This is a genomic window from Streptoverticillium reticulum, from assembly GCF_047456005.1.
GTDB classification, from domain to species: Bacteria; Actinomycetota; Actinomycetes; order Streptomycetales; family Streptomycetaceae; genus Streptomyces; species Streptomyces reticulum.
In genome coordinates this window covers 5,850,288-5,875,449 of sequence record NZ_CP179755.1, presented here as the reverse complement: position 1 = coordinate 5,875,449, position 25,162 = coordinate 5,850,288, and the positions used below count along the sequence as shown (strand labels likewise).

Genomic DNA, 25,162 nt, shown 5'->3' with positions numbered 1-25,162 from the left:
GGCTCCGTCGAGTCCGTCAGGGGTGCGCCTGGAAGTGGGCGTTGCGGCCCATGGCGGCGAGGGCACGCTGCGCTGCGGGGTCGCTGCCCAGGGAGTAGTCGCAGGAGTCGTGATGCGCGTGGTCGTTCCAGTACAGGACCGCACCGATCTGCGGGTGGGCCGCCACGTAGCCGGTCATGGCCTGGATGTACGAGGCCCGCACCTCCGGTCCGGCGAACGGGACGCTGCCCCACTCCGGGATGAACACCGGCTTGCCCGGGGCGTGGGCGGCACTCCAGGTCAGTGCCGCCCCGAACACGGTGTCGGGCTTGGGGGCGGCCTTGGACGGGTCCGTGTAGGTGCCTTCCGCCTGCTTCGAGCAGCCCCCGGAGACGTATCCGTCGACCCCGACGACGTCCACGTTCTCGGCACCCGGCCAGTAGTGGTCGGCGGTGCCGTGCTGGTGGAAGCCGTTCGCGGTCAGAATCCACACCCAGCGCAGGTGGCCTCCGTTCCGGCCGTCCAGGTGGGCGTCGGCGGCCAGTTGGTGCACGTGCCGCCAGGCCGCCACGAACTGCGCCGGGCTCCCCTTCTTGGCGTCTTCCTTCGCGTTGGGCTCGTGGTTGAACGACACGTAGACGGTATTCAAGTGGTGCGTCGTGGCGGCGTTGTCGACGGCACGCAGATATCCGAGCACGGCGGTGTCGGACTTGCCCGCGGCGATGGACGCCCAGTCCCGGTCGGGCCCCGTGCCCAGACTGGCCAGCAGGGTTGCTCCGGCGTTCAGGGCCTGGGTCTCTTCCGCGGTGGGGAACGAGGCGGCGGTGTCCACGGTGTCGTAGGTGCGCACGATCGCCGGGGAACGGCCGAGACCGGACAGACCGGAGAACTGCGCGTCGCCGCCGAACAGCACGCCGCCGGAAGACGCCGTCGGCGCGTTGGAGGCACCGGGCTTCGTCGCACCCGAAGCAGCCGAACCAGCCAACTGCGCGGTCGACTTCTGGCCCGAGCAACCGGCCAGGGCCAGGGTGATCGCGGCCAAAGACGCGGCCGCAGCCGCGGCCGCTCGCCGACGGGCAGGGAACATCCGGGACAAGGTCACGCCTCACCATCCTCTTCTGGCGCGACTGCCACAGCCGCACCGTTCAGATCGGAGGACGACGCCGTTCGGCGGGGAGTTTCGCGGGGCTTTCTCGGATTCACCAAAGGGTTGGGGCTGAATTGGCAAAACGGTGCGGGGTGCGTGTGATCGCACGAAACAGCTCGTACATCGCTACAAATTCTTCCGCCGAATGAAATGGCCGTAACGGTCACGGTGCCGCGAAATTTGTCCATTCTCCCGCCAAAGCGCATACCCTGCGCCCGGCCCGGTCACCTCCGGTCTCCCGGACCATATTTTCCCAGCGCTGCTCTGTCATATGGCTTCCCAGGCGCCCGCACGCAGGCAAAACGATCCGCGCGCAGGAGACGCACAGGAACCTACGACGCCTCCGGCCTTCTTCCGCCGCCAAAGTGACCGCGATCGCGACACCGGAAGATGCCCCGCACACCGTGCATACGTACCACCCCGCGTCGAGCCCCAGCACTGTCAGTCCTGAGCTCAACGCGCGGGCCCCTTGCCGATCCGCCAGTTCGCCGCGCAGGCAGTGCACGCTTTGAGCTGCCACGAGCTCGTCGCACCGGACCAATCGGTGATCTGGAGGAACCCGGCAGGCACGTGACCACCGTCCGGAAGTCGGCACCAGCAACACGCGTCACCCTTCAACTGCCGCTCCGAGTAGGCCGTCGGCGCAGGCAGGGACGCACCTGTGCGTGCCCCGAGGCCCAGCCATCTGGATTGCGTATCGGTCATGCCGATCACCCTCGTGCCCCGAAGGGGGCGTTCCAACTGCGTTCGCGGACCGTTGGGAACGCAGTACGGCTAGCTTGCAAAGCGTTCCCAACGTCCCTGCGGGGGTACACATGAACGAAGCCCTACGGCGTGCCATGTCCAACGCACGTCTGTCGGACCGCGAGCTCGCCGAGCGGTGCGGCGTGGACCTCAAGACGGTGGGCCGGTGGATCACTCAGCCGGGACGCATTCCCCGCGCCCGGCACAGATGGGCTGCCTGCGAAGCGCTGGGAGAGGACGAGACGGTGCTATGGCCTACGGCGGCGAAAAGGGCGATCAAACTCGGGCCCGACCGGGAGATCGTCTCCGTATACCCGTACCGGTCCGGCTGCCCCGCCGTCCTGTGGCGCTCACTGATCACGCAAGCCCGAGCCGAACTGACCTTCGCCGGCTACACCAACTACTTTCTCTGGCTGGAGCAGGCACGCTTCGGCACAGCCCTGCGCCGCAAGGCCGCCCAGGGCTGCCGGGTCCGGTTCCTCGTCGGCAGACCCGACAGCGACCTCACCCGCACCCGGGAGCAGGACGAGGGTGTCGCACTGACCCTCTCCACCCGCATCCGCGTCACCCTCGCCGAGTTGGAGAAGCTCAAGGACCAGCACGGGATCAGGGCACGGTTCAGCGACGGCCACTCCCACCTCTCCGTCTTCCGCTTCGACGACGACATGATCGTGACGCCTCTGCTGACCCACCACGTCGGGCACGATGCCCCCACGCTTCACCTGCGCCGCCACCAGGACAACGGGCTCTTCGACCGCTTCGCATCGCACACCGAAGAGCTCTGGAACAACGGAACACCGCTCTGGGGAGACAACACACATGGCCAGACGTGACTACGAAGACGATCCCAACGCCCCCGCCGCCAACAGCCTCGTGCCGGCCGCATCGGCCGTGGTCGTGGACCAGGCCGGACGCATTCTCCTCCAGCGCCGCCGTGACAACGGCATGTGGGCCCTGCCCGGCGGAGCGATGAACATCGGGGAATCCCTCGCCGACTGTGCCGTACGAGAGACCAAGGAAGAGACGGGCTTGGACGTCGAAGTGACGGGAATCATCGGCACGTACAGCAACCCCCGGCACGTCTTCGCCTACGACGACGGCGAGGTACGGCAGGAGTTCTCCGTCTGCTTCCTCGCCCAGCCCGTCCCTGCCGCCCAGGAGCTCGCGGTCTCCCACGAGTCCACAGACGTCCGCTGGTTCGCCCCCCAGGAAGTGGACAACCTCCCCATGGTGTCCGGCATCCGGAAGCGCATCGACGACTGGCGGCACGGTCGTACGCCCGCCATCCGCTGACCGGAGGTCGGAGCCGACCGGCGCAACCGCCAAGCGGTGGCATTCCTTCCGGCAGCGGAAACCCTGACTTTCAGGGGTCGTTCACAAGGGTTTCCGCTGCCGGAAGCACGCGCTCCACTCCCGAGGCGCCGATCACTTCGCAGGCCGCCTCCCGCCCGGCCGTCATCAGTCACGTTCGGCCGGGCGGGTTCACCTGAGCGGGCTTGGCGAAGTGTGGTGCGTGATCGTGCCCCGAAGGGGCGCGAGGAACTGCGCGACCAGCCACAACGAGCCCGCAGTTGACCCACCACCCCTCCGCGGAGCACTCAGTTCCGGTACCGGAACACGATCCGGCCGCGCGTCAGGTCGTACGGCGGGAGCTCCACCAGCACCCGGTCCTCCAGCATGACCTTGATGTAGTTCTTGCGGATCTTCCCGCTGATGTGCGCGAGCACCTGGTGGCCGTTCTCCAGCTCCACCGTGAACATGGCGCTGCGCAGGCACTCGACGACCTTGCCCTCGACTTCGATGACGTTCTTGTTCTTCGTCATCGCACCAGCTCCAGGTTGCTGCTCATCGGCCGGGCGCCGAGGCCCTCGAACAGCGCCGAGGCTGCTCGGTTGGACTCCTGGACTTCGGTCCAGGCCTCGGCGAACCCGGAGCGGTGCAGCGTCCCCAGCGCGTGGGCCACCAACGCCCGCGCGATGCCGCGGCGCTGCTCGCCGGCCCGGACCGCGACCAGCCCGATGCGCGGCCGGTTCACCGTCACCACCCGGATCAGACCCAGGTAGCGGTCCGGCACCGCGGCCACCGCGTACTTCGACGGATCGACGATGGTGTCGCCTTCGGGGCGGGGAATCACCTCCGCGGGCATCGAGTGCCACCCGACGGTCGCCTCGACTTCGTCACGGATCGCGCGGTCCACCGCCCGCAGCAGTCCCTCGTCCGCCTGACCGGCGGGCACGATCGTCACGCCCGAAGGCGGCAGGACTTCTTCGAGCCCTGTGATCCGCGGGTCGGTCGGCACGGCATACTCCCGCTCGCGGCGCCGTATCGTGAAACCGGCCCGGCGCCAGCCGGCCGTCAACTCGACGTCCGCTTCGTCGACCACCGTGTACAGCGGCGCCGGCAATTCCGCCAGCATCGCCTCGGCGAGTCGGTCGAAGGTGGCGTCGTGCCAGGCGTCGATGCTGACGAACAAGCGCCCGTCGGGCCGGTGTTCCGCATGTCCGCGGCCGACCACCAGGTCGTCATCCAGTGCATGCCATTGCCTGTCCGCGACGCGCGTGATCCTCACCGCGTTCTCGCTCAGGCCGGATGTGAAAGGCTTCGTGTTCATCGGAGTCCCTTTCCAGGAGTGCCTCGATCTCAGGCGCTCCTGGCGACACCGAACGTCAGCCGCCGGACCGTGACGGGTTGAGGGAGCACCCATGGGTAACTGTGTTCACGGGTCTCACCTCCATACGACGACTTCACGGTCCGCCACGAAAGTAGCAGCGGGTCGCCGCCTCGCTCAAACCCTTTTCCTGTGAGCTCGTAACGCCTCACCCCTCACCCCGCCGGCAGGTGAATCGTCTTGTGCTCCAGATACTCCGCAAACCCCTCCGGCCCGAACTCCCGACCCATCCCCGAGGACTTGTAGCCCCCGAAGGGCCCCATCATGTCCAGGCTGAAGGTGTTCACGCAGTACGTCCCCGTGCGCACCCTGCGCGCCACCTCCACGCCCCGCTCGACGTCCGCCGTCCACACGCTGCCCGACAGCCCGTAGTCCGAGTCGTCGGCGATCGCGACGGCCTCCTCCTCGTCCTCGTAGGGCAGCAGGCAGACGACCGGGCCGAAGATCTCCTCGCGGGCGATGCGCATCGCGTTGCCCACGTCCCCGAAGAGCGTCGGCTCGACGTACCAGCCCTTCTCCCGGCCGGCCGGACGGCCGCCGCCCGCGAGGATCTTGGCTCCTTCCTCCCTCCCGAATGCGATGTACTCCAGCGAGCGGTCGCGCTGCCGCCGCGTCACCAGCGGGCCGACCGCGGTCGCCGGGTCGAGCGGGTCGCCGACGGTCAACTCCGCGGCGGCCGCGGCCAACCGTTCGGCGAGCTCCGCGTAGTGGACGCGCGGGGCCAGGATGCGGGTCTGGGCAACGCACGCCTGGCCGTTGTTCATCCAGGCGCTGGGCACGATGCCCGCGACGGCCGCGTCCAGGTCGGCGTCCGGCAGAACGATGGCGGCGGACTTGCCGCCCAGTTCGAGCGTGACGCGGGTCAGGTTGCGCGCGGCGACCTCCATCACGCGCTTGCCCGCCGCGACCGACCCGGTGAAGGCCACCTTGTCGACGCCGGGGTGCCCGACGAGGTACTCGCCGGTCTCCCGCCCGGCGGGCAGGACCGACAGCACGCCCTCCGGCAGCCCTGCCTCCGCGGCGATCTCCGCGAGGAGGTACGCGTCCAGCGGCGTCTCGGGCGACGGCTTGAGGATCACCGAGCAGCCGGCCAGCAGCGCGGGCGCCAGCTTCGTGGCCGCGGTGAACTGCGGCACGTTCCAGGGCACCACGGCCGCCACCACCCCGACCGGCTCGCGCCGCACGAGCAGCGGGCCGAGCGCGCCGGCCCGGCGTTCCTCGTAGGGGAAGTCCCGGGCCACGGAGATGGCGCAGTCCCACACCATCACCGCGCCGAGCGCCTGCGCGAGGACGCTCCAGGAGTAGGGGGAGCCGTTCTGCGCGGAGATGACGCGGGCGAACTCCTCGTACCGGGCGGCGATCGCGTCCTTGATGCGGGTGACGACCGCGATCCGCTCGTCCGGCGGCAGCCCGGCCCACACCCCGGAGTCGAAGGCGGTACGGGCCGCGACCACGGCCCGGTCCACGTCGGCGGGCGCGGCGTGCGGCACGCGCCCGATGGTCTCCTCGGTGTGCGGCGAGACGACGTCGAGCACGGCGTCCGTCGCCGGTTCCACCATGGTGCCGCCGATGAAGAGCTGTCCGTGCTCGGCGATTCCGGTCATCTGTGACCCCTCCCTATCTGACGTCCCATCAGATGCCCCATCAGATGGGGATAGCAGCTCCCCGCAGGACGGGCAATGCATGCGCATGTGCGGTACGTAACCGCCCCGCCACGCATGCGGGCATCCGGTTAAGGTGTCCGGGACAACTTCATCCCACCTCGGAACGGGGGAAGCCGGTGCGAATCCGGCGCTGACCCGCAACCGTGAGCAGGGCCCCGGGCCCTGTGAGCCGGAGCACCCGTACCGAGGCGGAAAAGGCTCACCCGTCGAGGTATGCGGGGCCGGGCCGGTGCCCCGCGCCCCGGCGCGGCGACCGCCGCGCGGCTGCGTACGCCCTCCCGTACGGACTCGTACAGACACCGAGAGGCACCGACCCCCATGGCCCCCTCCTTCGCCGTCCACGCGCGCCGCGGCGCCGTGGCCCTGGCCACCGCCGCCGTGCTGGGCGCCGCCGCAGCGCCCGCGGCCTTCGCCGACGGCTCCCCGTCCCCGGCGGCCCCGGGTCTGTACGGCGCCAAGGACCCCAAGTTCGACGGTGTCTTCCGGCAGTCGCTCGCCCTCGTCGCCCAGCACGCGGTGGGCGTCTCCCCGGCCCCCGCGGCCGTGGACTGGCTGGCGGGCCAGCAGTGCTCCGACGGCGGCTTCGCCGGCTACCGGGCCGACACCGGCAAGGCCTGCGACCCCAAGGCCGGCGAGTTCACGGACGCGACCTCCGCCGCCGTGCAGGGCCTCGCCGCCGTGGGCGGCCGGGACGGCGCCGTGCAGAAGGGCCTCGGCTGGCTCAAGGAGCACCAGAACGAGGACGGCGGCTGGGGCATGACCCCCGGCGCGGCCAGCGACGCCAACTCCACCTCCATCGCGGCCGGCGCCTTCGCCGCCGCGGGCCAGGACCCGGCGAAGGCCACCGGCAAGGGCGGCAAGAGCCCGTACGACGCGCTGCTGTCCTTCCAGCTCGGCTGCGACAAGAAGGAGGACGAGCGCGGCGCGTTCGCCTACCTCCCGCAGAACGGCGAGCTGCAGGCCAACGACCTCGCCTCGACCGCGGCCGCCCTGGCCGCCCTCGGCAAGGGCTTCGGGGCCGGTGCACCGGACAAGGGCGACAAGCCCGTCAAGCCGCTGGACTGCGCGGGCGACGACAGCGCGAAGCCCAAGGACGCGGCCGCTGCGGCCGACGCCGTCGCCGGCTACCTGGCGAAGAAGCTCGACGCGAACGGCGGGCAGCTGAAGTCCTCGATGCCGGGCGCCCCGGAGGGCCCCGACTTCGGCGCCACCGCCGACGCCGTGATCGCCCTCGCCGCGGGCGGGCACCGCGAGGCGGCCGGCAAGCCGCTGGCGTGGCTGCAGTCCAAGGACAGCAAGACCGCCGAGTGGGCCGCGGGCGACCCGGGCCGCCTCGCCAAGCTGATCCTCGCCGCGCACACCGCGGGCGCCGACCCGCGCGCCTTCGGCGGCGCGGACCTGGTGCAGCAGCTCGCCGCGACGGGCCCGAAGCCGGAGGCCGCGGCTTCGGAGAAGCCGTCGGCCGAGGAGAAGAAGGACGGCGGCAGCGACTCCACCCGCTGGTGGGTCCTGGGCGCCGCCTTCATCGCCAGCGTCGGCGTCGGCATCCTCCTCAGCGGCCGCATGAAGAAGAACCAGCAGTGACACGGGTGATGCGCGGAGCCGGTGCGCTTCTGGCGGCCGGGATGCTCGCAGTGCTCGGCGCGGCCCCCGCGCAGGCGGCCGGCTACCGCTACTGGTCCTTCTGGCAGGCGGCGGGCGGCGGCAAGGACTGGACGTACGCCACGCAGGGCCCCGCCACCGCACGCCCCGGCGACGGGGAGACGATCGGCTTCCGCTTCGCCGTCAGCGAGGACTCCGCGCAGGCGGCGAAGCCGCGGGGCGCGGCCGACTTCGCGGCGGTGTGCGACGCCACGCCCGCGAAGGACGGCAGCAAGCGGGTGGCCGTCGTCCTCGACTTCGGCACGGCCGCGGACGCCCCCGCGGGCGCCGCCCCGCCGGCCGCGCGCACCGCGTGCGCGCAGGTCGGCACGGACGCGAGCGCCGGGGAGGCGCTGGCCGCGGTGGCGAAGCCGCTGCGCTACAACTCCTCCGCGCTGCTGTGCGCGATCGCCGGATACCCGGAGTCGGGCTGCGGCGAGCAGGTGGGCGGCGGCAGCAGGCCCGCGGCCGGACCGGAGAAGAAGAAGGACGACGGCGGGCCCTCCGCCGGCCTGGTCGCGGGCATCGCGGCCGTGGCCGTCCTCGGCGCGGCCGCCGTCTGGCAGACCCGCCGCCGGCGCGGATAGGAACGCGGACAGGGAACATCGGGTGAGGAACAGCGGCGCTCTGCACGCCGGCGCATGGTGGATCTGGGCCCTGGGGCTGGCCGCGGCGGCATCGCGGACGACCAACCCCCTGCTGCTCGGCCTGCTCGTCGGCGTCGCGGGCTATGTGGTGGCGGCCCGGCGGACGGACGCGCCGTGGGCGCGCTCGTACGGGGCGTTCCTCAAGCTCGGGCTGGCCGTCATCGGCATCCGCCTGGTCTTCGCGGTGCTCCTGGGCTCGCCGATCCCCGGTACGCACACGCTGCTCACGCTCCCCGAGGTCCCGCTGCCCGACTGGGCGCGCGGGGTGCGCATCGGCGGCCGGGTGACCGCGGAGGGCCTGGTCTTCGCCCTGTACGACGGGCTGAAGCTGGCCGCCCTGCTGGTCTGCGTGGGCGCGGCGAACGCCCTCGCCAACCCGGCGCGGCTGCTGAAGTCCCTGCCGGGTGCGCTGTACGAGGCCGGGGTGGCGGTCGTGGTCGCGATGACGTTCGCGCCGAACCTGGTCGCGGACGTGGCCCGGCTGCGCGCCGCCCGGCGCCTGCGGGGCCGCCCGGACCGGGGCCCGAAGGCCCTGCTGCAGGTGGGGGTGCCGGTGCTGGAGGGCGCGCTGGAACGGTCGGTGGCCATGGCGGCGGCGATGGACGCACGGGGCTACGGGCGCACGGCCCAAGTCCCGCGCTCCGTACGGCACGTGACGAACGTCCTGACGCTCGGGGGCCTGACCGGGGTGTGCGCCGGGACGTACGGGCTGCTGGCGGACGAGGGTGCCGGGTACGGCGTCCCCGTCCTGCTGCTCGGCCTGGCGGCCGCGCTCGGGGGGCTGTTGCTGGGCGGACGCCGGTCCGTTCGGACCCGGTACCGGCCGGATGTGTGGGGGGTGCGGGCGTGGCTGGTGTCGGGGTCGGGCATCGCGGTGGCGGTGCTGATGGCTCTGGCACCGGAGGCTCCGCTGCACCCGGGTGTGGTCCCGCTGACGGCACCGGTGTTGCCGCTGGGGGCGGCGGGGGCGGTGCTGATCGGTTTGCTGCCGGCGTTTGTTGGGGTGCCCCGGCCCCGAACCCCCGGTCCTCAAACGCCGGACGGGCTGAAGTTGCCCGGCACGGGCACAAATCAGCCCGTCCGGCGTTTGAGGACGAGCGGCGAAGCCGCGATCAGCGGGGGTCTGGGGGCGGCAGCCCCCAGGAAACGGGAAGGGGCGGGTCAGGGGCAAAGAAAATCCACCCACGACGACGAGGCTGCACAGTGATCCGGTTCGAGAACGTGTCCGTCACCTACGACGGCGCCGACACCCCCACCCTCCACAACGCGGACCTCACCGTCCCCGAGGGCGAGTTGTGCCTGCTGGTCGGCCCCTCCGGCACCGGCAAGTCCACCCTCCTCGGCACCGTCAGCGGCCTCGTTCCGCACTTCACCGGCGGCACCCTCCGCGGCCGCGTCACCGTCGCGGGACGTGACACCCGCACGCACCGCCCCCGCGAACTCGCCGACGTCGTCGGCACGGTGGGCCAGGACCCCCTCGCGCACTTCGTCACCGACACCGTCGAGGACGAACTCGCCTACGGCATGGAGTCCCTCGGTCTCGCCCCGCACACCATGCGCCGCCGCGTCGAGGAGACCCTGGACCTGCTCGGGCTCGCCGCCCTGCGCGACCGGCCCATCATCACCCTCTCCGGCGGGCAGCAACAGCGCGTCGCCATCGGCTCGGTGCTGACCACGCACCCGCAGGTGCTGGTCCTGGACGAGCCCACCTCCGCCCTGGACCCGGCGGCCGCCGAGGAGGTGCTGGCCGTGCTGCAGCGCCTGGTGCACGACCTCGGCACCACCGTGCTGATGGCCGAACACCGCCTGGAGCGCGTCGTCCAGTACGCGGACCGGCTGATCCTGCTGCCCTCCCCCGGCGCGGCCCCCGTCACCGGCACCCCGGCCGAGGTCATGGCGGTCTCGCCCGTCCAGCCGCCGGTGGTGGCCCTGGGCCGGCTCGCCGGGTGGTCCCCACTGCCCCTCTCCGTCCGCGACGCCCGCCGCCGCGCGGCCCCGCTGCGCGAGCGCCTCGCCGGGTCGGTCCCGGAACCCGCGCCCGCACCCGCACCCCCGCGGCAGCGCCGCGCCGGCCTGTTCCGCAAACCGGCCCGCGCCGAGGCCGCTCCCGCACCCGTCGCCGAAGCGTCCGGCCTGGCCGTCCGCCACGGCCGCGTCGACGCGCTGCGCGACATCGGCCTGACCGTCCGGGCCGGCGAGACCGTCGCCCTCATGGGCCGCAACGGAGCCGGCAAGTCGACCCTCCTGCGCACCCTCGTCGGCATGCACGAACCCGCCCGCGGCACGGTGCGCGTCGGCGACGCCGTACCGCACCGCACGAACCCGCGCCGGCTCCTCCGGCGCGTCGGCCTCGTCCCGCAGGACCCGCGCGACCTGCTGTACGCGGACACGGTGGCCGCGGAGTGCACCGCCGCCGACCAGGACGCGGGCGCAAACCCCGGCACCTGCCGGGAGTTGGTCTCCGACCTGCTGCCGGACATACCCGACGCCACCCACCCCCGCGACCTCTCCGAGGGCCAACGCCTCGCGCTCGCCCTGGCGGTGGTGCTCGCCGCCCGTCCCCCTCTCCTGCTCCTGGACGAACCCACGCGCGGCCTCGACTACGCGGCCAAGGCCCGCCTGGTGGAGATCCTCCGAGCCCGCGCCGCCGAGGGGCACGCCATCGTGCTGGCCACGCACGACGTGGAGCTCGCGGCGGAACTGGCGCACCGCGTCCTGATCCTGGCCGAGGGCGAGATCGTGGCGGACGGCCCGACCGCGGAGGTCGTGGTCTCGTCCCCGTCCTTCGCCCCCCAGGTCTCGAAGATCCTGGCCCCGCAGCCGTGGCTGACGGTGCCACAGGTGCGGGAGGCGCTGGGGGTGATGGCGTGAGGGGGTTCGTCAAGGGGCCTGCGGCCCCTTCTCCCCCGCCGCAACGGCGAGCAACCACGACGGCGGAATCCGGCGGTGCCGGACCGGCCGACCGCCAGGCCCGAGCGATCCGTCTCGGGGCCCGCTCGGTGGCCGCCCTCCTCCTGGTGTCCGCCATCGGCGTAGCCGCGTTCGCCTGGCCCCTCATGGCCGCCCCCACGTCGAGCCTCGCGCATGCGAACGACGCCCCCTGGCTGTTCGCCGCCCTGCTCCCCCTCCTCCTCGCCGTCGTCGTGGCGACGATCGCCGACTCCGGCCTGGACGCCAAGGCCATCGCCATGCTCGGCGTCCTCGCCGCCGCGGGGGCCGCGCTCCGCCCCCTCGGTGCGGGCACGGCCGGCATCGAGCCGATGTTCTTCCTGATGGTGCTGTCCGGCCGCGTCCTCGGCCCCGGCTTCGGGTTCGTCCTCGGCTCGCTCTCGATGTTCGCGTCGGCCCTGCTGACCGGCGGCGTCGGGCCGTGGATGCCGTTCCAGATGCTGGCCATGGGCTGGGTCTCCATGGGCGCGGGCCTGCTGCCCGCGCCCGACCGGCTGCGCGGGCGGCGGGAGTCGGCGATGCTGGCCGCGTACGGGGCGGTCGCGTCCGTCCTCTACGGCACGGTGATGAACCTCCAGGGCTGGCCCTACATCGGCTCCCTGGCCTCCGGGGTGTCCTTCGTCCCCGGCGACCCGCTCCCCGACAACCTGGCGCGCTTCGTGGCGTACTGCCTGGCCACGTCCCTCGGCTGGGACCTGCCGCGCGCGCTCGTCACGGTGACCGCGACGCTCGCGCTCGGCCCGGTCGTCCTCAGGGCCCTGCGCCGGGCGACCCGGCGGGCCGCGTTCGAGGCGCCCGCACGGTTCAAAGCCGCTGAATGATCGTCCCCGTCGCCAGCGCCCCGCCCGCGCACATCGCGACGAGGGCGAACTCCTTGTCCGTACGCTCCAGTTCGTGCAGCGCGGTGGTGATCAGCCGGGCGCCGGTCGCACCGACCGGGTGGCCGAGGGCGATGGAGCCCCCGTTGACGTTGACCTTCTCCAGGTCCTGCTCGAAGACGTGCGTCCACGAGAGCACCACCGACGCGAAGGCCTCGTTGATCTCCACGAGGTCGATGTCGCGCAGCGACATCCCGGCCTTGCCCAGGACGGCCCGCGTCGCGTCGACCGGCCCGTCGAGATGGAAGTGCGGGTCGGCGCCGACGAGCGCCTGCGCGACGATCCGGGCCCGGGGGCGCAGCCGCAGGGCGCGGGCCATGCGTTTGGACGCCCATAACAGGGCGCAGGCGCCGTCGGATATCTGCGAGGTGTTGCCCGCGGTGTGGACGGCGGTGGGCATGACGGGCTTGAGACCGGCGAGCGCCTCCATGCTGGTGTCGCGCAGCCCCTCGTCGCGGTCGACGAGGCGCCACATGCCCTGCCCTGCGTGCTGCTCCTCCTCCGTGGTGGGCACCTGGACCGCGTAGGTCTCCCGCTTGAAACGTTCCTCCGCCCAGGCACGGGCGGCCCGTTGCTGGGAGAGCAGGCCGAGGGCGTCGACGCGCTCGCGGGTCAGGCCGCGCTTGCGGGCGATGCGCTCGGCGGCCTCGAACTGGTTGGGCAGGTCCACGTTCCACTCGTCGGGGAAGGGCTTGCCGGGCCCGTGCCGGGAGCCGCTGCCGAGCGGCACGCGGGACATGGCCTCGACACCGCAGGAGAGACCGATGTCGACGACGCCGCTCGCGATCATGTTGGCGACGAGGTGGCTCGCCTGCTGGGAGGAGCCGCACTGGCAGTCGACGGTGGTGGCCGCGGTCTCGTAGGGCAGCCCCATGGCGAGCCAGGCGGTGCGGGCGGGGTTCATGGACTGCTCGCCGGCGTGGGTGACGGTGCCGCCGACGATCTGTTCGACGCAGTCGGGCTGGATGCCGGTGCGCGCGAGGATCTCCCGGTAGGTCTCTCCCAGCAGGTAGGCGGGGTGGAGGTTGGCGAGCGCTCCTCCGCGCCTGCCGATGGGGGTGCGTACGGCTTCGACGATGACGGGTTCCGCGGCCATGACTCGCCCTCTCCTCGTGTCCGCGGGCTTCCCGGTGCCCGCGGCAGCAGAAGTAGTACGTGTTCTCGTCTTCTCGTCCCGCTCGCAGTCTTATGACTGCTACCCCCGGTACGCAAGGGTCGCGCAGGCCGCCCCTGCGCAACAGATGGCGTCGCCTCCCTTGTCGCCCCGGGGGCCCGTCAGTACGGTCACGGCAACTTTTCTGACGTCACGTCAGATGTGAGGTGACCAAGGATGGACTGCCCGGCGCTGCCCGACGGATTCGACTTCACCGACCCCGACCTCTACCGGCGGCGCGTCCCGCTCCCGGAGTTCGCCCGGCTGCGGCGGACCGCCCCGGTGTGGTGGAACGCCCAGCCGCACGGCTTGGCCGGGTTCGGGGACGACGGCTACTGGGTGGTGACCCGGCACGCGGACGTCCGGGAGGTCTCCACCCGGCCCGAGGACTACTCCTCCGCCCGCAACACCTCCGTCATCCGCTTCCACCCCGGCATCTCGCCGGAGGCGATCGACGCACAGAAGCTGATGATGCTCAACATGGACCCGCCCGAGCACACCCGCGTCCGGCAGATCGTGCAGCGCGGCTTCACCCCGCGGGCGGTCCGGGCCCTGGAGACCGCCCTGCGGGAACGGGCCCGCACCATCGTGGCGGCTGCCCGCGAGCGCGGCAGCGGCAACTTCGTCACCGACATCGCCTGTGAACTGCCCCTGCAGGCCATCGCCGAGCTCATCGGCATCCCCCAGCGCGACCGGGCGAAGATCTTCGACTGGTCGAACCGGATGATCGCCTACGACGACCCCGAGCTCGCCGTCACCGAGGAGACCGGCGCCCTCGCCGCCGCGGAGCTCATCTCCTACGCGATGGACCTGGCCGGCGCGCGCGCCGCCCGCCCCGCCCGGGACATCGTCAGCCGGCTGGTGGCCGCCGAGGGCGAAGGCAGCCTGGGCTCCGACGAGTTCGGGTTCTTCGTCCTGATGCTGGCCGTCGCCGGCAACGAGACCACCCGCAACGCCATCAGCCACGGCATGCACGCCTTCCTCACCCACCCCGACCAGTGGGAGCTCTACCGGCACGCACGCCCCGCGACCGCGGCCGAGGAGATCGTGCGCTGGGCCACCCCGGTCGTCTCCTTCCAGCGCACGGCGACACGCGACGTGCGGCTGGGGAACGTGACCGTGCGGGAGGGGCAGCGGGTCGGCCTCTTCTACGCCTCCGCCAACCACGACCCCGAGGTCTTCGACCGCCCCGAGGCCTTCGACATCACCCGCGACCCCAACTTCCACCTGGGCTTCGGCGGCGGGGGCCCGCACTTCTGCCTGGGCAGGTCGCTGGCGGTGCTGGAGATCGACCTGGTCTTCCGCGCGATCGCCGACGCGGTGCCGGGCATCCGCGCGGCCGGGGAGCCGCGGCGGCTGCGCTCGGCGTGGCTGAACGGGATCAAGGAACTGCAGGTGGTCTACGGACCATGACCCCCGCGACCCCACCCACCCGCCCACCCGAGATCCCCAACTCCCTTGATCTGGACCATACCTGACCCCTTGTCAGGCCAATAAGGGCGGACTTACCCTCGGGTACACCTTCCGGGGCGGCACCTTTGCGCGTGCGACCACGCACCCCCATGACCGCCAACCCCACACCGTCCGAGGGGAATCCACATGAAGGACGATCAAGGAAGACAGGTGACCGGCAAGGTCAGGTGGCGCAGGTTCGCCGTCCTGGCCGTGCCCGGGTTCGCCGTCACGGCCGCGCTGGCCGTCGCCCTCGCCGACGGTGCCCTGGCGGCCTCGTTCGCGGTCTCCGGGCAGGAGTTCAAGATCCGTGCCCAGAGCATGGAGGGCGACGGCTTCGCCCAGTACGGCGGCGTGGACCGCAACGCCCGCGGCAAGCTGCTGCCGGTCGCGGTCACCGCCATCAAGAGCGCCAAGATCCATTCGCTGTGCCAGTCGGTGGTGACCACGCTGCCGATGCTCGGCGACATCTCGCTGCAGCTCACCGCGGGCAAGGGCGACAAGCCGGTCGAGGCCGAGAACCTGTTCATCGACGCCACCCAGATGTCCGGCGACGCGGTGTTCAGGGACGTCGAGATCGGCCGGGACGCGTCGACCCTCGACAAGGGCCCGAAAAGCGCCCAGGGCCTGCAGGACGCCTTCGGCCAGCAGGCCCGGCGGCTCGAGATCAGCGACGTCAAGCAGACCGCCTGGGCGACCAATGCAGGAACGTTCAAGCTGTCCGGCCTCGACATGAAGATCGGCCTGGGCAGGAAGGAGTGCTTCTGACGTGGACCGCTCCACGTCGGACGCCCCCACCCCGCGCACCCCGCGCCACCTCCGGAGCACCTGGCGACGGTGGCGCAAGGGCCGCCCGTTCTGGGGCGGCCTGGTCACCGTCGTCGCGGGCGCGGAGATCTGCGCCCTCCCGCTGGCCCCGCTGAAGATCATGCTGGAGCAGGGCATCGCGGGCATCCCCTCGGTCCTCATGGGCCTGGTGATGGTCGTCATGGGCCTGACGGCCTGGTTCGCCCCGCAGTACCGCTCGCTCGCCGGGGTGCTCACCGTCCTGATGGCCACGGCCGCGCTGGTGATGTCCAACCTGGGCGGCTTCCTGATCGGCACGGTCCTCGGCATCGTCGGCGGGGCCATGACCTTTGCGTGGACACCGGCGCCCGCACCACTGCCGGAGAACGACCCCGCGCCCGGCGCGGAACCGCTTCCGCAGTCCCCACCCAAGGAGATCAGATGACCTTCCGCATTGCGCGCCCGCTCGTCGCCTCCGGTGCCGGCCTCGCCCTTCTCGCCGCACTCGGCCTCGGCCTGGCCGGCTCGGCCAGCGCGAGACCGGCCGACGCCGGGTCCACCACCGTCTCCCCCGCCGGGCACTTCTTCGCCGCCACCCTCAACGGACAGGCCACCTTCCAGGCCGGCTCCGTGACCGTCACGTGCAACGTCTCCACCAGCCAGCCCGACGGCACCACGGCCAACAACCAGATACCCGCGGCGCCCGGCAACGCCAACCCCGCCGGTCCGGTGGCCAGTTCGGTCAACGCCCCCACGTACTCCGACTGCAGCGCCAACCTCCCCGGCGTGACCGTCACCGTCACCACGTCCGGCGTCTGGGGCATCTCGATGCAGAACGGGTCGCCGATCACCGCCACGATGACCATCCCCCAGGGCGGCCTCGTCCTCCAGACCACCGGCCTGGCCGAGTGTACGGTGACCGCCGCACCCAGCGGGACCGCGTCCTTCGACACGACGTTCACCAACGGCGCGCCGTCGCAGTTCGCCGTCAGCGGCGCCTCCGTGCCCGTCACCGTCACCGGCGGCTTCGGCTGCCCGACCGCCGCCACCACGTCGGTCTTCAACGCGACGTACAGCGTGACGGACGCGACGGACTCGACGCAGCAGATCACGGTGGGCAGTTGACGAGCTGACCATTTGAGCAGCCCGCACCCCGTCAGGGGCGCGGGGAACTGCGCGACAAGCCACAACAGACCCGCACCCGCAGAACAGCCGCTCCCAGCGGGCCGCTAGGCCCGCACCGGCTCGGGCGCGACCGGATCGCTCTCCCCCCGCGCCCCGGGGATCACGGCGGGCGCCCGCCGCCCGGGCCCGGTCAGCACGTACTGGATGCCGAAGCCGCAGGCGACGACCAGCACCCCGCCCAGCGCGTCCAGCACATAGTGGTTGGCCGTCCCGATGATCACCGAGAAGGTGAGCAGCGGGTAGAGCATGCCCAGCGCCTTCATCCACCTCTTGGGCGCGATCACGGCGATCACGATCCCGCACCACAGCGACCAGCCGATGTGCAGCGAGGGCATCGCCGCGTACTGGTTGGACAGCTCCGTCAGCGCCCCGAAGTCGGGGTGGGCCAGGTCCTGCGGCCCGTTGGCGGTGTCGATGAAGCCGAGGCCCGGCATCAGCCGCGGCGGGGCCAGCGGGTAGAGCCAGAACCCGGCGAGCGCCAGCAGCGTCGCGACGGCCAGCCCGGTGCGGCCCCAGCGGTAGAGCGCGGGGCGGCGCACGTAGAGGAAGGCCAGCAGGGACACCGGCACGATGAAGTGGAACGTGCCGTAGTAGTAGTCCATGGCGTCCGCGAGCCGGTCGGTGCCCGCCACGAAGTGGTTGAAGGCGTGCTCGACGTCCATGTGCAGGAAACGCTCGATGCCGAGTATCTGCCGGCCGTGCGACTCCGCCAGGCTGCGCGAGTCGGGGGCCTGGGCGCGGACGTAGGAGTAGGCCCAGTAGCCGACCCGTATCAACATCAGCTCCAGCAACAGGTTCGGACGGTCGAGCGGACGCCTCCAGAAGCCGAGCAGCGGCACCCAGGACCAGCGCCCGCGCTGCGGCTCGGCGACCGGGGTCGGCTCCGGCCGCTCCCACAGCTCCGCGCCGCGCGACAGGAACGGCACCGCGCAGGCGGCCAGCAGGGCGGCCAGCAGCGGGGCGTTGTCGCCGAGCGGGCCGAGCACGGGGTTCGGCGGTACGAGGACGGTGCTGGGGAGCGTCATGGCGAGCACGACGAGCAGGGGCCACACCAGCCGGCCGGCGCGCCGTCGGCCGACCCGGCCGACGACGGCGAGCAGGATCCACAGCTGCTGGTGCTGCCAGGCGGTGGGCGAGACGGCGACGGCGACGCAGCCGGTGAGGGCGGTGGCCAGCAGCAGCTGCCCGTCGCGGGCGTAGCGCACGGCGCGGCGCAGACCGATGACGGCCACGGCCGCGGACAGCAGTGCGTAGAGCGCGAGTTCGGCGGGGCCGTGCAGACCGATGCGGAGCAGCAGTCCGTGCAGGGACTGGTTGGCGAGCCCGTCGGGGTGACTGCCGAGGCCGGCGCCGGCGATGTGGTGCACCCAGTAGGCCCACGAGTCGTCGGGCAGAGCCGCCCAGGCGAGGACCGTGCAGACGGCGAAGGTGACGCCACCGGCAAAAGCAGCGCGCCGCCGCCCTGTGAACCAGAGCAGCGGCGCGAAGAGCAGCACGGCGGGCTGCAGGGCGGCGGCGAGACCGACGAGGATGCCGGGGCCCGGCCCGTCGTCCTGTGCAGGACGCGGTGGACAACAGGCGAGAACAACAAGCAGAACGGGGATGATGCTGGTCTGCCCGAGCGTGAAGGTGTTGCGCACGGGCAGCGAGGCCACGGTCAGGATGACGGCGACGGGTGCGGCGAGCAGCGCGGTGCGCCGCGGGACCGGCTCCGGCACGGAGCGCGCGACGACGAGCGCGAGGGCGACGACGAGGAGCAGCGTGCCGAAGGTCCAGGCGATGCCGAGGCTCTGCTCGGCGGCCCGGCTCAGCGGTTTGAGGACGAGTCCGGCGAACGGGGTGCCGGTGAACCGGTCGGTGTCGTAGAGCGAGCCGCGCACGTGCAGCACACCGTTGTCGCCGATCCAGGTGGCCAGATCGGTGAACCGCCGCTCGGGCGGAAGCCGCAGCACGGCGGCGGCCTGACGCACGGCGAGCAGCCCGGCGAGCCCCCAGAGGACCCCCAGCACCATGCCGGTGCGGGAGCCGTCCCTCAGCGGGCCTCCGAGCCCGCTCCGCTCTGCTTCCGCCACGCTTAGCCGCTCCTCCGGTCGCCCAGTCCGGTCACCTCGTCGAGCTCTTTGAGACCTTACTGAGTCCACGGGATCGGAGGCAGGTCACCCCCGGGTCACCCGGGGGACTCTCGGGGGACTCTCGGGGGCGAGACGAAGTTAGCGCACGGGGGGCCATAAGGGGCGCGGGGAACTGCGCGACAAGCCACAACGGGCCTGCAGCCGACGACCCACACTTCCCGCGGAGCGTTCGGCTCACCCGGCCGCCGCCTCACGGGACTCCTTCACGACGGCCAGGAGCTCGTCCATGCCGGCACGCCACGCCGGATCGTCCCGGTCGAGGGTCTGCACCGCATGCTCCGCGGCCCGGCGCCTCACCAGGAGGTCGGGGCGGCGCTCCACTTCGACCTCACCCGACCAGACGGTCAACCAGCCGCGGATCGGCCCGATGCTGTTGCTCGTGGCCGCGAGCTGGAACGCCTCGTTCTTCTGCCGCTCCATCTCGGCCAGCCGGTGCGGGGCGAGACGGGCGAGCGCGACACGCAGTTCGTCGGGGGTCTTCACGACGACTCACCCTACGGGCGCACGGTCACCTGTGAGGGGCTTGTCGTGGCCGACCGTCACAGCCGGTCCCCGGCGACGCCGACGCGAGGTGCCTGCGGCAGGATGAGGTCATGAGCATCGTGAAGATCAACGCCCTGACCGTCCCCGCCGAGCAACGCGAGGTGCTGGAGCAGCGCTTCGCCTCGCGTGCCGGTGTCGTGGAGAACTCCGACGGCTTCGAGTGGTTCGAGCTGCTTCGCCCGCTGGAGGGCACCGACAAGTACCTCGTCTACACGCGCTGGCGCAGCGAGGAGGACTTCAAGGCGTGGATGGAGGGCCCGATGCGGTCGGCCCACCAGAGCGGCGGCGAGGGCGCCCCCCAGCAGCGGCCGGCTGCTGCGGACTCCACGCTGTGGTCGTTCGAGGTCGTGCAGCAGGCGGGACCGAAGCAGGGCTGACCGAGTACCTGAGTACGCGTACTCAGGCGGCCCGTCAGTGCCGGACAGTAGTCTGCGTCCCGTCAACACGGGTGGACGAGGGACGGGACGGGCGGGGCGGACGTGAGTGCGGAGCAGCAGCGCGGGCACGGCGGCGGGATCGGTGCCGATGACGCGGGGGTGATCTGATGACCACCCCCGCGGTCGGTGGTGCCGGCTTCGCCGGCCCGGCGATCAGGCAGCCGGTGAGCGGCCTGTTCACCGTGTCGGACTTCGAGTCGAAGTCGCACGAGGAGCTGCGCGCGATGGTGGCACAGGCATCGCCGCCGGCCGCCGCGGAACTGAGCCGCAAGCTTGCGGATGCGGCCAAGGCGCTCAGTGAGATCGGCGAGGATCTCAAGAAGCACACCGCTCACGTCGCGTGGGAGGGCGAGGGCGGCGAGGCGTTCCGCACGTGGGGCTCGGACCTGGCGAACGCGACGCAGCGGCTGAGCGCGTTCAGCGGTACGGCGGGCACGTGGATGGGTCACGCGGCGGAGACGCTGGCGCGCGTCCACTCGTCGATGCCGGAGGTTTCGACGGGGGCGAGGACGGTGCTGGATGCGTACCGGGGTGCCCATGCGGGGCAAGTGGGGGCGGTTGCACCGCCGTTGAGCGGGGGTGGGAGTGGGGGCGGCGGCCTGCAGGGGCAGGGCCCCACGCAGCAACAGGCGTACGCGGCGCAACAGCGCTTGGACGCGGACCGCGCGGAGGCGGCCCGGCTGATGCGGCAGCTGGCGGAGTCGTATGCGTGGTCGGCACACAACATGCAGGGGGCGGAGCGGCCGGTGTTTCCGGCTATGCCGGGGAAAGTGTTGCCTGCTGATCACCAGATCGAAGGCCTCCGCAATATCCCGACTGGTAGGCCTGGCACGCCCCCGTATGAAGCTGGAACGCCGGTGATGGCCCTGCCGTCCGCTTCGGCTATGCCCAGCCACCAAGTACCCGACGAGCGCTCAGGCTCGGTCAGTCCGTCCACCATGCAGTCCGACCGTCCAGTTGCCAGTCGTGTGGACGGCTTGACGACGATGCCGGACATCCCGACAGCTCAGCCTGGCGTCGCGGCTCTCCCGAGTCACGAAAGCGACGTGCACGTAAACGCGCTGCCAGCCCCGCCTGTTGCCGCGCCGATTGCTGGCACCAGGCATGGCTCACCGTTGCCGCTGGTCGGTCCCCGAGCTTCGGTCAGGGCTGCAGACCTGCCGTCTCCGAGTCAGGGAGGCCGCGGCATGTCGCCGGTTGCGCGCGCACCGAGGATTCCTGAAGACGGTGTTGTAGGGGGTCGTCCAACCCCACGGATTGGTGAGCAGCTAGGTGGAAGTGCGCCCAGGGGGACGGTCATCGGCGCAGAGCCTGCTCGGCGAGAAGCTCAGGCGCGTGTTCCGGGCAGCTACGGCCCAGGCGCGGGCTCGATAGGAGGGGGCTCCGTGGGTAGAGCACCGCAAGGCCAAACTGGCAGGCGGTTGGCTACTGAGCGCGGCGGGATTGTAGGTGGCCGTCCTCAACAACATTCGAGTGCGACCGATCGCCCCTTTACTCCTGGTGGAGCGGGACTGGTTCGAGGTTCTTCTGCGACAGAACGGGATCGGCAAGGACGCCGAGGCAGTCAACGTCCTGACTACGTAGTCGAGGACGAAGCCACCTGGACCGAACGCCGCAGCCGCGTGGTCCCACCTGTCATCGATTGAACCTGCTAACACGAGAGTCAAAAGGATGCTGATGCGCAGCGCTACTGGGAATCACGCAAAAGTCACGCTGGCAGCAGCAATCGGCTTGCAGATTCTCGGACTCGCCAGTACGCCGGCCCACGCCGACTCGATCCGCTCTCAGCAGTGGTACTTGGATGCCATGCAGGCAGAGGAGATGTGGAAGACCAGTACGGGTAGTGGGGTGACTGTTGCCGTTATCGACTCTGGCGTTGATGTGAGTGTCCCAGACCTCCACGGTCAGGTCCTTGAAGGGCGTGACTTCACAGGCCAGCTTGGCGGCGCGAACACGGATACCACCGGCCACGGAACGCGAATGGCCCTGTTCATTGGCGGAACGGGCAAGGGGGAAGGAATATTCGGTCTTGCCCCAGGGGTGAAGATTCTCCCGCTGAGAGCATCTGGCACGAACAACTTCGAGACAGGCGCAGCGGCGATTGCTTCGGCAATTCGCTTCGCTGCCGACTCTGATGCCAAAGTCCTTAACATCTCGCTCTCAAGCCCTGGAGAGGACAGCAGAGAGACGGATGCGATCAACTACGCCTTGAAAAAGGGGAAGTTGGTATTCGCAGGTGTAGGAAATTCTGGCGACAAGGCGAACCTCGCGGAATACCCCGCTGCGACGCAAGGTGTTGTTGGCATTGGTGCGGTGGATCGCCAGATCAAGGCCGCTGCCTGGTCCCAGCACGGCGCGCAAGTGGTTCTCGCTGCTCCCGGCTCAGACATGGTGGGACCGTGCACCAACGGAACCCCCGGACTCTGCACAGGCGACGGCACCAGCGACGCCACCGCCCTCGCCTCCGCCTCCGCCGCCCTCATCTGGTCCGTCCACCCCGACTGGACGGCCAACCAAGTCCTCCGCGTCCTCATCAACACGGCTGGCGGCCCCAAGAGCGGTGAGAAGCGCAGCGACACCATCGGCTACGGTGTCGTCCGCCCCCGCATCGCCCTCCAGAACCCCGGCGACCCGGGCCCTGCCGACGTCAGCCCGCTCGCGACGCAGTCGACGTCATCGCCGTCCCCGAGCGCCGGCGCCAAGCCGACCGGAACCGCGCGAGCTTCCAGCGGAAACGGCCTGCTATCCACGCGCAACATGTTCGCGGCAGGCATCGCCGCCGTGGTCGCCCTGGCCGTAGCGGTCCCACTGCTCGTCGCTCGCCGCCGCAAGGCCTGACGCTCCCTCGCCACATGCACAGCACCACGACACCCGGAGCCTTCACGATGACGGACACCGAGCCACAGCAGGACACCCGAATCCTTCTGGCCTCTGCCGACTCGGACTCCGGAGGAGGTAGCGGCACGCACAAGGCCAGCGTGCAGCCATGGACCACGGCCTCGGGCGTTGCAGGCGAGCTGCAACACGACATGCAGGCGGCCCTCGCCGACCTGGAGCACGCCCATGACGGAATCAAATCGGGCACTGTCGGCTTCGCAAGTGCGTCAGCTCTGGCCGGAATCCTCGGCGGATGGCAGAGCCGCCTGAGCTCTGTGCGCGATCACTGCTCGGGCCTGGAAGGGTCGTTGAAGAAGGTCGGCACTGACTTCGGCGAAAACGAAGCTCGGGTGAAGGCGTCATTCGACGGGGTCCGGGCCACATCAAAGATCGATGATTACTCGAAGTAGGAGCAACAGCCAACCGTGGTGACCATCGACGAGTTGAAGAACCTGGATCGCTCCAAGTTCACCAAGGCATCCGACGGTTGGGGCCTGATCAGCAGCCGTGCCAACGCAGCGAGAGAACGCGTGGACCAGCAGATTACTGCCAGGCTGCGCGGCACCCAGAAGGGCGATGCAGCGACGGCGGCCCTGAAGAACCTGGATACGCTCACCAAGAACTACCAGTACATCCACGCCGAGTGCGGTCTGATCCGGACAGCCCTCAGCGGCCTTGCCGAAGAACTCGAAGCTCCTCAGCGCAAGTTGAAGCAGGCGCTTGAGGATGCAGAGGGCATGAAGTTCACGGTTAAGCCCGATGGGTCAGTCGAGTACCCCAAGACCCCGTCGACCCCGGCTCCACTGCTCCCCACGCCAGCCGCGCCCGGAGCCATGCCCTCGCTGCTCAAGCCGGACAGCACGCTGGACCCCAACCAGGCCAAGGCGCAGGAGATAGCGAACCGCATAGGCGATGCGCTTAAAGAGGCGAGCGAGATCGACGGGCGCTACACCAGAGCACTGGCGAAGCTCACCACGAACAGCGACCTGACCAAGACCGATTGGTCGGACGTCGCACGTGACGTGAAGGACATTCGCGCTGCAGCGGGGAAGCACTTCTCGGATTCGAAGATTCCCAAGGGCAAGTCCCCGAAAGAGAACGCCAAATGGTGGGCGAACCTCTCCCCTGCGGAACAGGATGAGTACGCAGCCCTGTACCCCGCCAGTATCGGCGCCATGGACGGACTCCCGGCAGCCATACGTGATGGCGCGAACAGGATTGTCCTGACTGAAAGCCGTGAAGATCTTCTTCAACAGCTGAAATCGCTCGACGCCAATCAGCCGGAGAAGCTGCTGCATTTCATGCGAAGTGACGCCCGGTCAGAAGTACAGATCTCGCCCAAGTGGGAGGAGTGGAAGTCGGAGCGGGAGCAGGTAAGCGGCAAGCTGGACGGGATGAACGCTATTCAGCGACGCTTGGACCTGGAAAGCAAGGAAGATCTCCCCGAGGCATACTTGCTGGGTTTTGACACCAGAGGCAACGGACACGCCATAGTCGCCAACGGAAATCCCGACTCGGCAGCCAACACCGCAGTATATGTCCCCGGCACCACTGCACGGCTTGCTGGCATCGACGGGGACATCAAGCGGATGACCCGCCTATGGGCGGCCGGGCGTGGAATGCCGGGAAGCCCGGACCTGTCGACGGTGACGTGGCTGGGCTACGACGCTCCCCAGAGCATCGTCCCCGAGGCGATGTCCGAGGAGTATGCACATGCGGGTGCGCCGAGACTGAACAACTTCCTCGACGGCTTGCAGACTGCACAGGGCGGTCCGGGCAGGAGTCACACAACTGTCATTGGCCACAGCTACGGCAGCACGGTGGTCGGGGATGCCTCCAACAAGGGGGATCTTGCGGCCGACGACATCATTGTGGCCGGCAGTCCGGGCATGCTGGTCAAGGAAGCCGGCGATCTGGACGTCGGAAAGGGGCACGTATGGTCTGAGGCCGCCTCGACCGTGGATGACCAAGTTCCCTTGGGAGGAAGAGTCGTTGGCCTCGGTGGATACAAAATGGGGGTCCAGACTTGGCACGGCATCCCCTACAACGTAGGGCTTCAACAGACGGTGCCGTCAGACGAAGCCTTCGGAGCCAACCGGATGACTACGGACTCCGACAGCCACAGTCACTACTGGGAACCCGATTCGGTCAGCCTGCGCAACCAGGCAGCCGTCGTCGTCGGGCAGTACAAGAAGGTGGAACTTGAATAGGAAATCCCCGTCGGTGACCCTTCGTCGCCCACTCGTCACAGTTGCAGCCATCGCGGCTCTTGCGGCTACC

22 protein-coding genes and 1 riboswitch are annotated in these 25,162 nt (G+C 70.5%); of the genes, 15 read left to right on the top strand and 7 right to left on the bottom strand.

What is annotated here, in order from left to right; genetic code table 11:
* Positions 1-16: 16 nt before the first annotated feature.
* Positions 17-1,066: a hypothetical protein gene (locus tag ACMATS_RS27045; RefSeq protein WP_414169365.1), complete on the bottom strand. Its 1,050-nt coding sequence runs from the start codon at positions 1,064-1,066 to the stop codon at positions 17-19.
* A gap of 875 nt (positions 1,067-1,941) precedes the next feature.
* Between ACMATS_RS27045 and ACMATS_RS27040 the strand changes: the two genes are divergently transcribed.
* Entirely contained in the window at positions 1,942-2,703 is a 762-nt protein-coding gene (locus tag ACMATS_RS27040; protein WP_414169364.1) for a DUF5919 domain-containing protein, read from the top strand.
* Positions 2,690-3,163 carry an NUDIX domain-containing protein gene (locus ACMATS_RS27035; RefSeq protein ID WP_414169363.1) on the top strand — a complete coding sequence of 158 codons (474 nt, stop codon included), beginning with the start codon at positions 2,690-2,692 and terminating at the stop codon, positions 3,161-3,163. The genes ACMATS_RS27040 and ACMATS_RS27035 overlap by 14 nt, the downstream gene beginning before the upstream one ends.
* Positions 3,164-3,468: 305 nt before the next feature.
* Here the strand turns inward: ACMATS_RS27035 and infA are convergent, their stop codons facing one another.
* From infA to ACMATS_RS27020, 3 genes are all read right to left on the bottom strand, one after another.
* Positions 3,469-3,693, bottom strand: coding sequence for a translation initiation factor IF-1 (gene infA / locus ACMATS_RS27030; RefSeq protein WP_390777832.1), 225 nt, complete (start codon positions 3,691-3,693; stop codon positions 3,469-3,471).
* Positions 3,690-4,481 (bottom strand): GNAT family N-acetyltransferase, encoded by a 792-nt coding sequence (locus ACMATS_RS27025; protein WP_414169362.1) that lies wholly within the window; start codon positions 4,479-4,481, stop codon positions 3,690-3,692. Before ACMATS_RS27025 ends, infA begins: the two co-directional genes overlap by 4 nt.
* Before the next feature lie 212 nt (positions 4,482-4,693).
* A complete protein-coding gene (locus tag ACMATS_RS27020) occupies positions 4,694-6,142 on the bottom strand; it encodes an aldehyde dehydrogenase (RefSeq protein WP_414169361.1) in 1,449 nt (482 codons plus the stop codon).
* 123 nt (positions 6,143-6,265) lie between these two features.
* Positions 6,266-6,403, top strand: a riboswitch (cobalamin riboswitch).
* A 117-nt stretch (positions 6,404-6,520) separates the two neighbouring features.
* On the opposite strand from ACMATS_RS27020, the gene ACMATS_RS27015 reads away from it, so the two are divergent.
* The 5 genes from ACMATS_RS27015 (at position 6,521) to ACMATS_RS26995 (ending at position 12,260) form a co-directional block, all read left to right on the top strand.
* Positions 6,521-7,786 carry a prenyltransferase/squalene oxidase repeat-containing protein gene (locus tag ACMATS_RS27015; RefSeq protein WP_414169360.1) on the top strand — a complete coding sequence of 422 codons (1,266 nt, stop codon included), beginning with the start codon at positions 6,521-6,523 and terminating at the stop codon, positions 7,784-7,786.
* A 5-nt stretch (positions 7,787-7,791) separates the two neighbouring features.
* On the top strand, positions 7,792-8,430 hold the full coding sequence (locus ACMATS_RS27010) for an SCO2322 family protein (RefSeq protein ID WP_414170806.1): 639 nt from the start codon (positions 7,792-7,794) through the stop codon (positions 8,428-8,430).
* Positions 8,431-8,452: 22 nt separating this feature from the next.
* On the top strand, positions 8,453-9,697 hold the full coding sequence (locus tag ACMATS_RS27005) for a CbiQ family ECF transporter T component (RefSeq protein WP_414169359.1): 1,245 nt from the start codon (positions 8,453-8,455) through the stop codon (positions 9,695-9,697).
* Entirely contained in the window at positions 9,694-11,361 is a 1,668-nt protein-coding gene (locus ACMATS_RS27000; protein WP_414169358.1) for an ABC transporter ATP-binding protein, read from the top strand. The genes ACMATS_RS27005 and ACMATS_RS27000 overlap by 4 nt, the downstream gene beginning before the upstream one ends.
* Before the next feature lie 107 nt (positions 11,362-11,468).
* Positions 11,469-12,260 carry an ECF transporter S component gene (locus ACMATS_RS26995; RefSeq protein ID WP_414170805.1) on the top strand — a complete coding sequence of 264 codons (792 nt, stop codon included), beginning with the start codon at positions 11,469-11,471 and terminating at the stop codon, positions 12,258-12,260.
* Here the strand turns inward: ACMATS_RS26995 and ACMATS_RS26990 are convergent.
* Positions 12,244-13,413 (bottom strand): steroid 3-ketoacyl-CoA thiolase, encoded by a 1,170-nt coding sequence (locus ACMATS_RS26990; protein WP_414169357.1) that lies wholly within the window; start codon positions 13,411-13,413, stop codon positions 12,244-12,246. The two genes, ACMATS_RS26995 and ACMATS_RS26990, sit on opposite strands and share 17 nt — an antisense overlap.
* 234 nt (positions 13,414-13,647) lie before the next feature.
* Here ACMATS_RS26990 and ACMATS_RS26985 point away from each other — a divergent pair, with 234 nt between their 5' ends.
* From ACMATS_RS26985 to ACMATS_RS26970, 4 genes are all read left to right on the top strand, one after another.
* Positions 13,648-14,883, top strand: coding sequence for a cytochrome P450 (locus ACMATS_RS26985; RefSeq protein WP_414169356.1), 1,236 nt, complete (start codon positions 13,648-13,650; stop codon positions 14,881-14,883).
* Between the two features lie 186 nt (positions 14,884-15,069).
* Positions 15,070-15,690 carry a DUF6230 family protein gene (locus tag ACMATS_RS26980; protein ID WP_390777843.1) on the top strand — a complete coding sequence of 207 codons (621 nt, stop codon included), beginning with the start codon at positions 15,070-15,072 and terminating at the stop codon, positions 15,688-15,690.
* A 1-nt stretch (position 15,691) separates the two neighbouring features.
* Positions 15,692-16,153 carry a DUF6114 domain-containing protein gene (locus ACMATS_RS26975; RefSeq protein WP_390777844.1) on the top strand — a complete coding sequence of 154 codons (462 nt, stop codon included), beginning with the start codon at positions 15,692-15,694 and terminating at the stop codon, positions 16,151-16,153.
* Complete coding sequence (locus ACMATS_RS26970) at positions 16,150-16,833, top strand: hypothetical protein (protein WP_414169355.1); 684 nt, start codon at positions 16,150-16,152, stop codon at positions 16,831-16,833. Before ACMATS_RS26975 ends, ACMATS_RS26970 begins: the two co-directional genes overlap by 4 nt.
* A gap of 104 nt (positions 16,834-16,937) precedes the next feature.
* On the opposite strand, the gene ACMATS_RS26965 is transcribed toward ACMATS_RS26970, so the two are convergent.
* A complete protein-coding gene (locus ACMATS_RS26965; RefSeq protein WP_414170804.1) occupies positions 16,938-18,905 on the bottom strand; it encodes a bifunctional glycosyltransferase 87/phosphatase PAP2 family protein in 1,968 nt (655 codons plus the stop codon).
* Positions 18,906-19,199: 294 nt separating this feature from the next.
* Positions 19,200-19,508: a hypothetical protein gene (locus ACMATS_RS26960; protein WP_390777846.1), complete on the bottom strand. Its 309-nt coding sequence runs from the start codon at positions 19,506-19,508 to the stop codon at positions 19,200-19,202.
* A gap of 110 nt (positions 19,509-19,618) precedes the next feature.
* Here ACMATS_RS26960 and ACMATS_RS26955 point away from each other — a divergent pair, with 110 nt between their 5' ends.
* The 4 genes from ACMATS_RS26955 (at position 19,619) to ACMATS_RS26940 (ending at position 25,092) form a co-directional block, all read left to right on the top strand.
* A complete protein-coding gene (locus ACMATS_RS26955; RefSeq protein WP_414169354.1) occupies positions 19,619-19,945 on the top strand; it encodes an antibiotic biosynthesis monooxygenase family protein in 327 nt (108 codons plus the stop codon).
* Positions 19,946-21,676: 1,731 nt separating this feature from the next.
* A complete protein-coding gene (gene mycP / locus ACMATS_RS26950) occupies positions 21,677-22,843 on the top strand; it encodes a type VII secretion-associated serine protease mycosin (protein ID WP_414169353.1) in 1,167 nt (388 codons plus the stop codon).
* 47 nt (positions 22,844-22,890) lie between these two features.
* Positions 22,891-23,292, top strand: coding sequence for a hypothetical protein (locus ACMATS_RS26945; RefSeq protein WP_414169352.1), 402 nt, complete (start codon positions 22,891-22,893; stop codon positions 23,290-23,292).
* Positions 23,293-23,307: 15 nt separating this feature from the next.
* Complete coding sequence (locus ACMATS_RS26940; RefSeq protein ID WP_414169351.1) at positions 23,308-25,092, top strand: alpha/beta hydrolase; 1,785 nt, start codon at positions 23,308-23,310, stop codon at positions 25,090-25,092.
* The last annotated feature ends 70 nt before the right edge of the window (positions 25,093-25,162 follow it).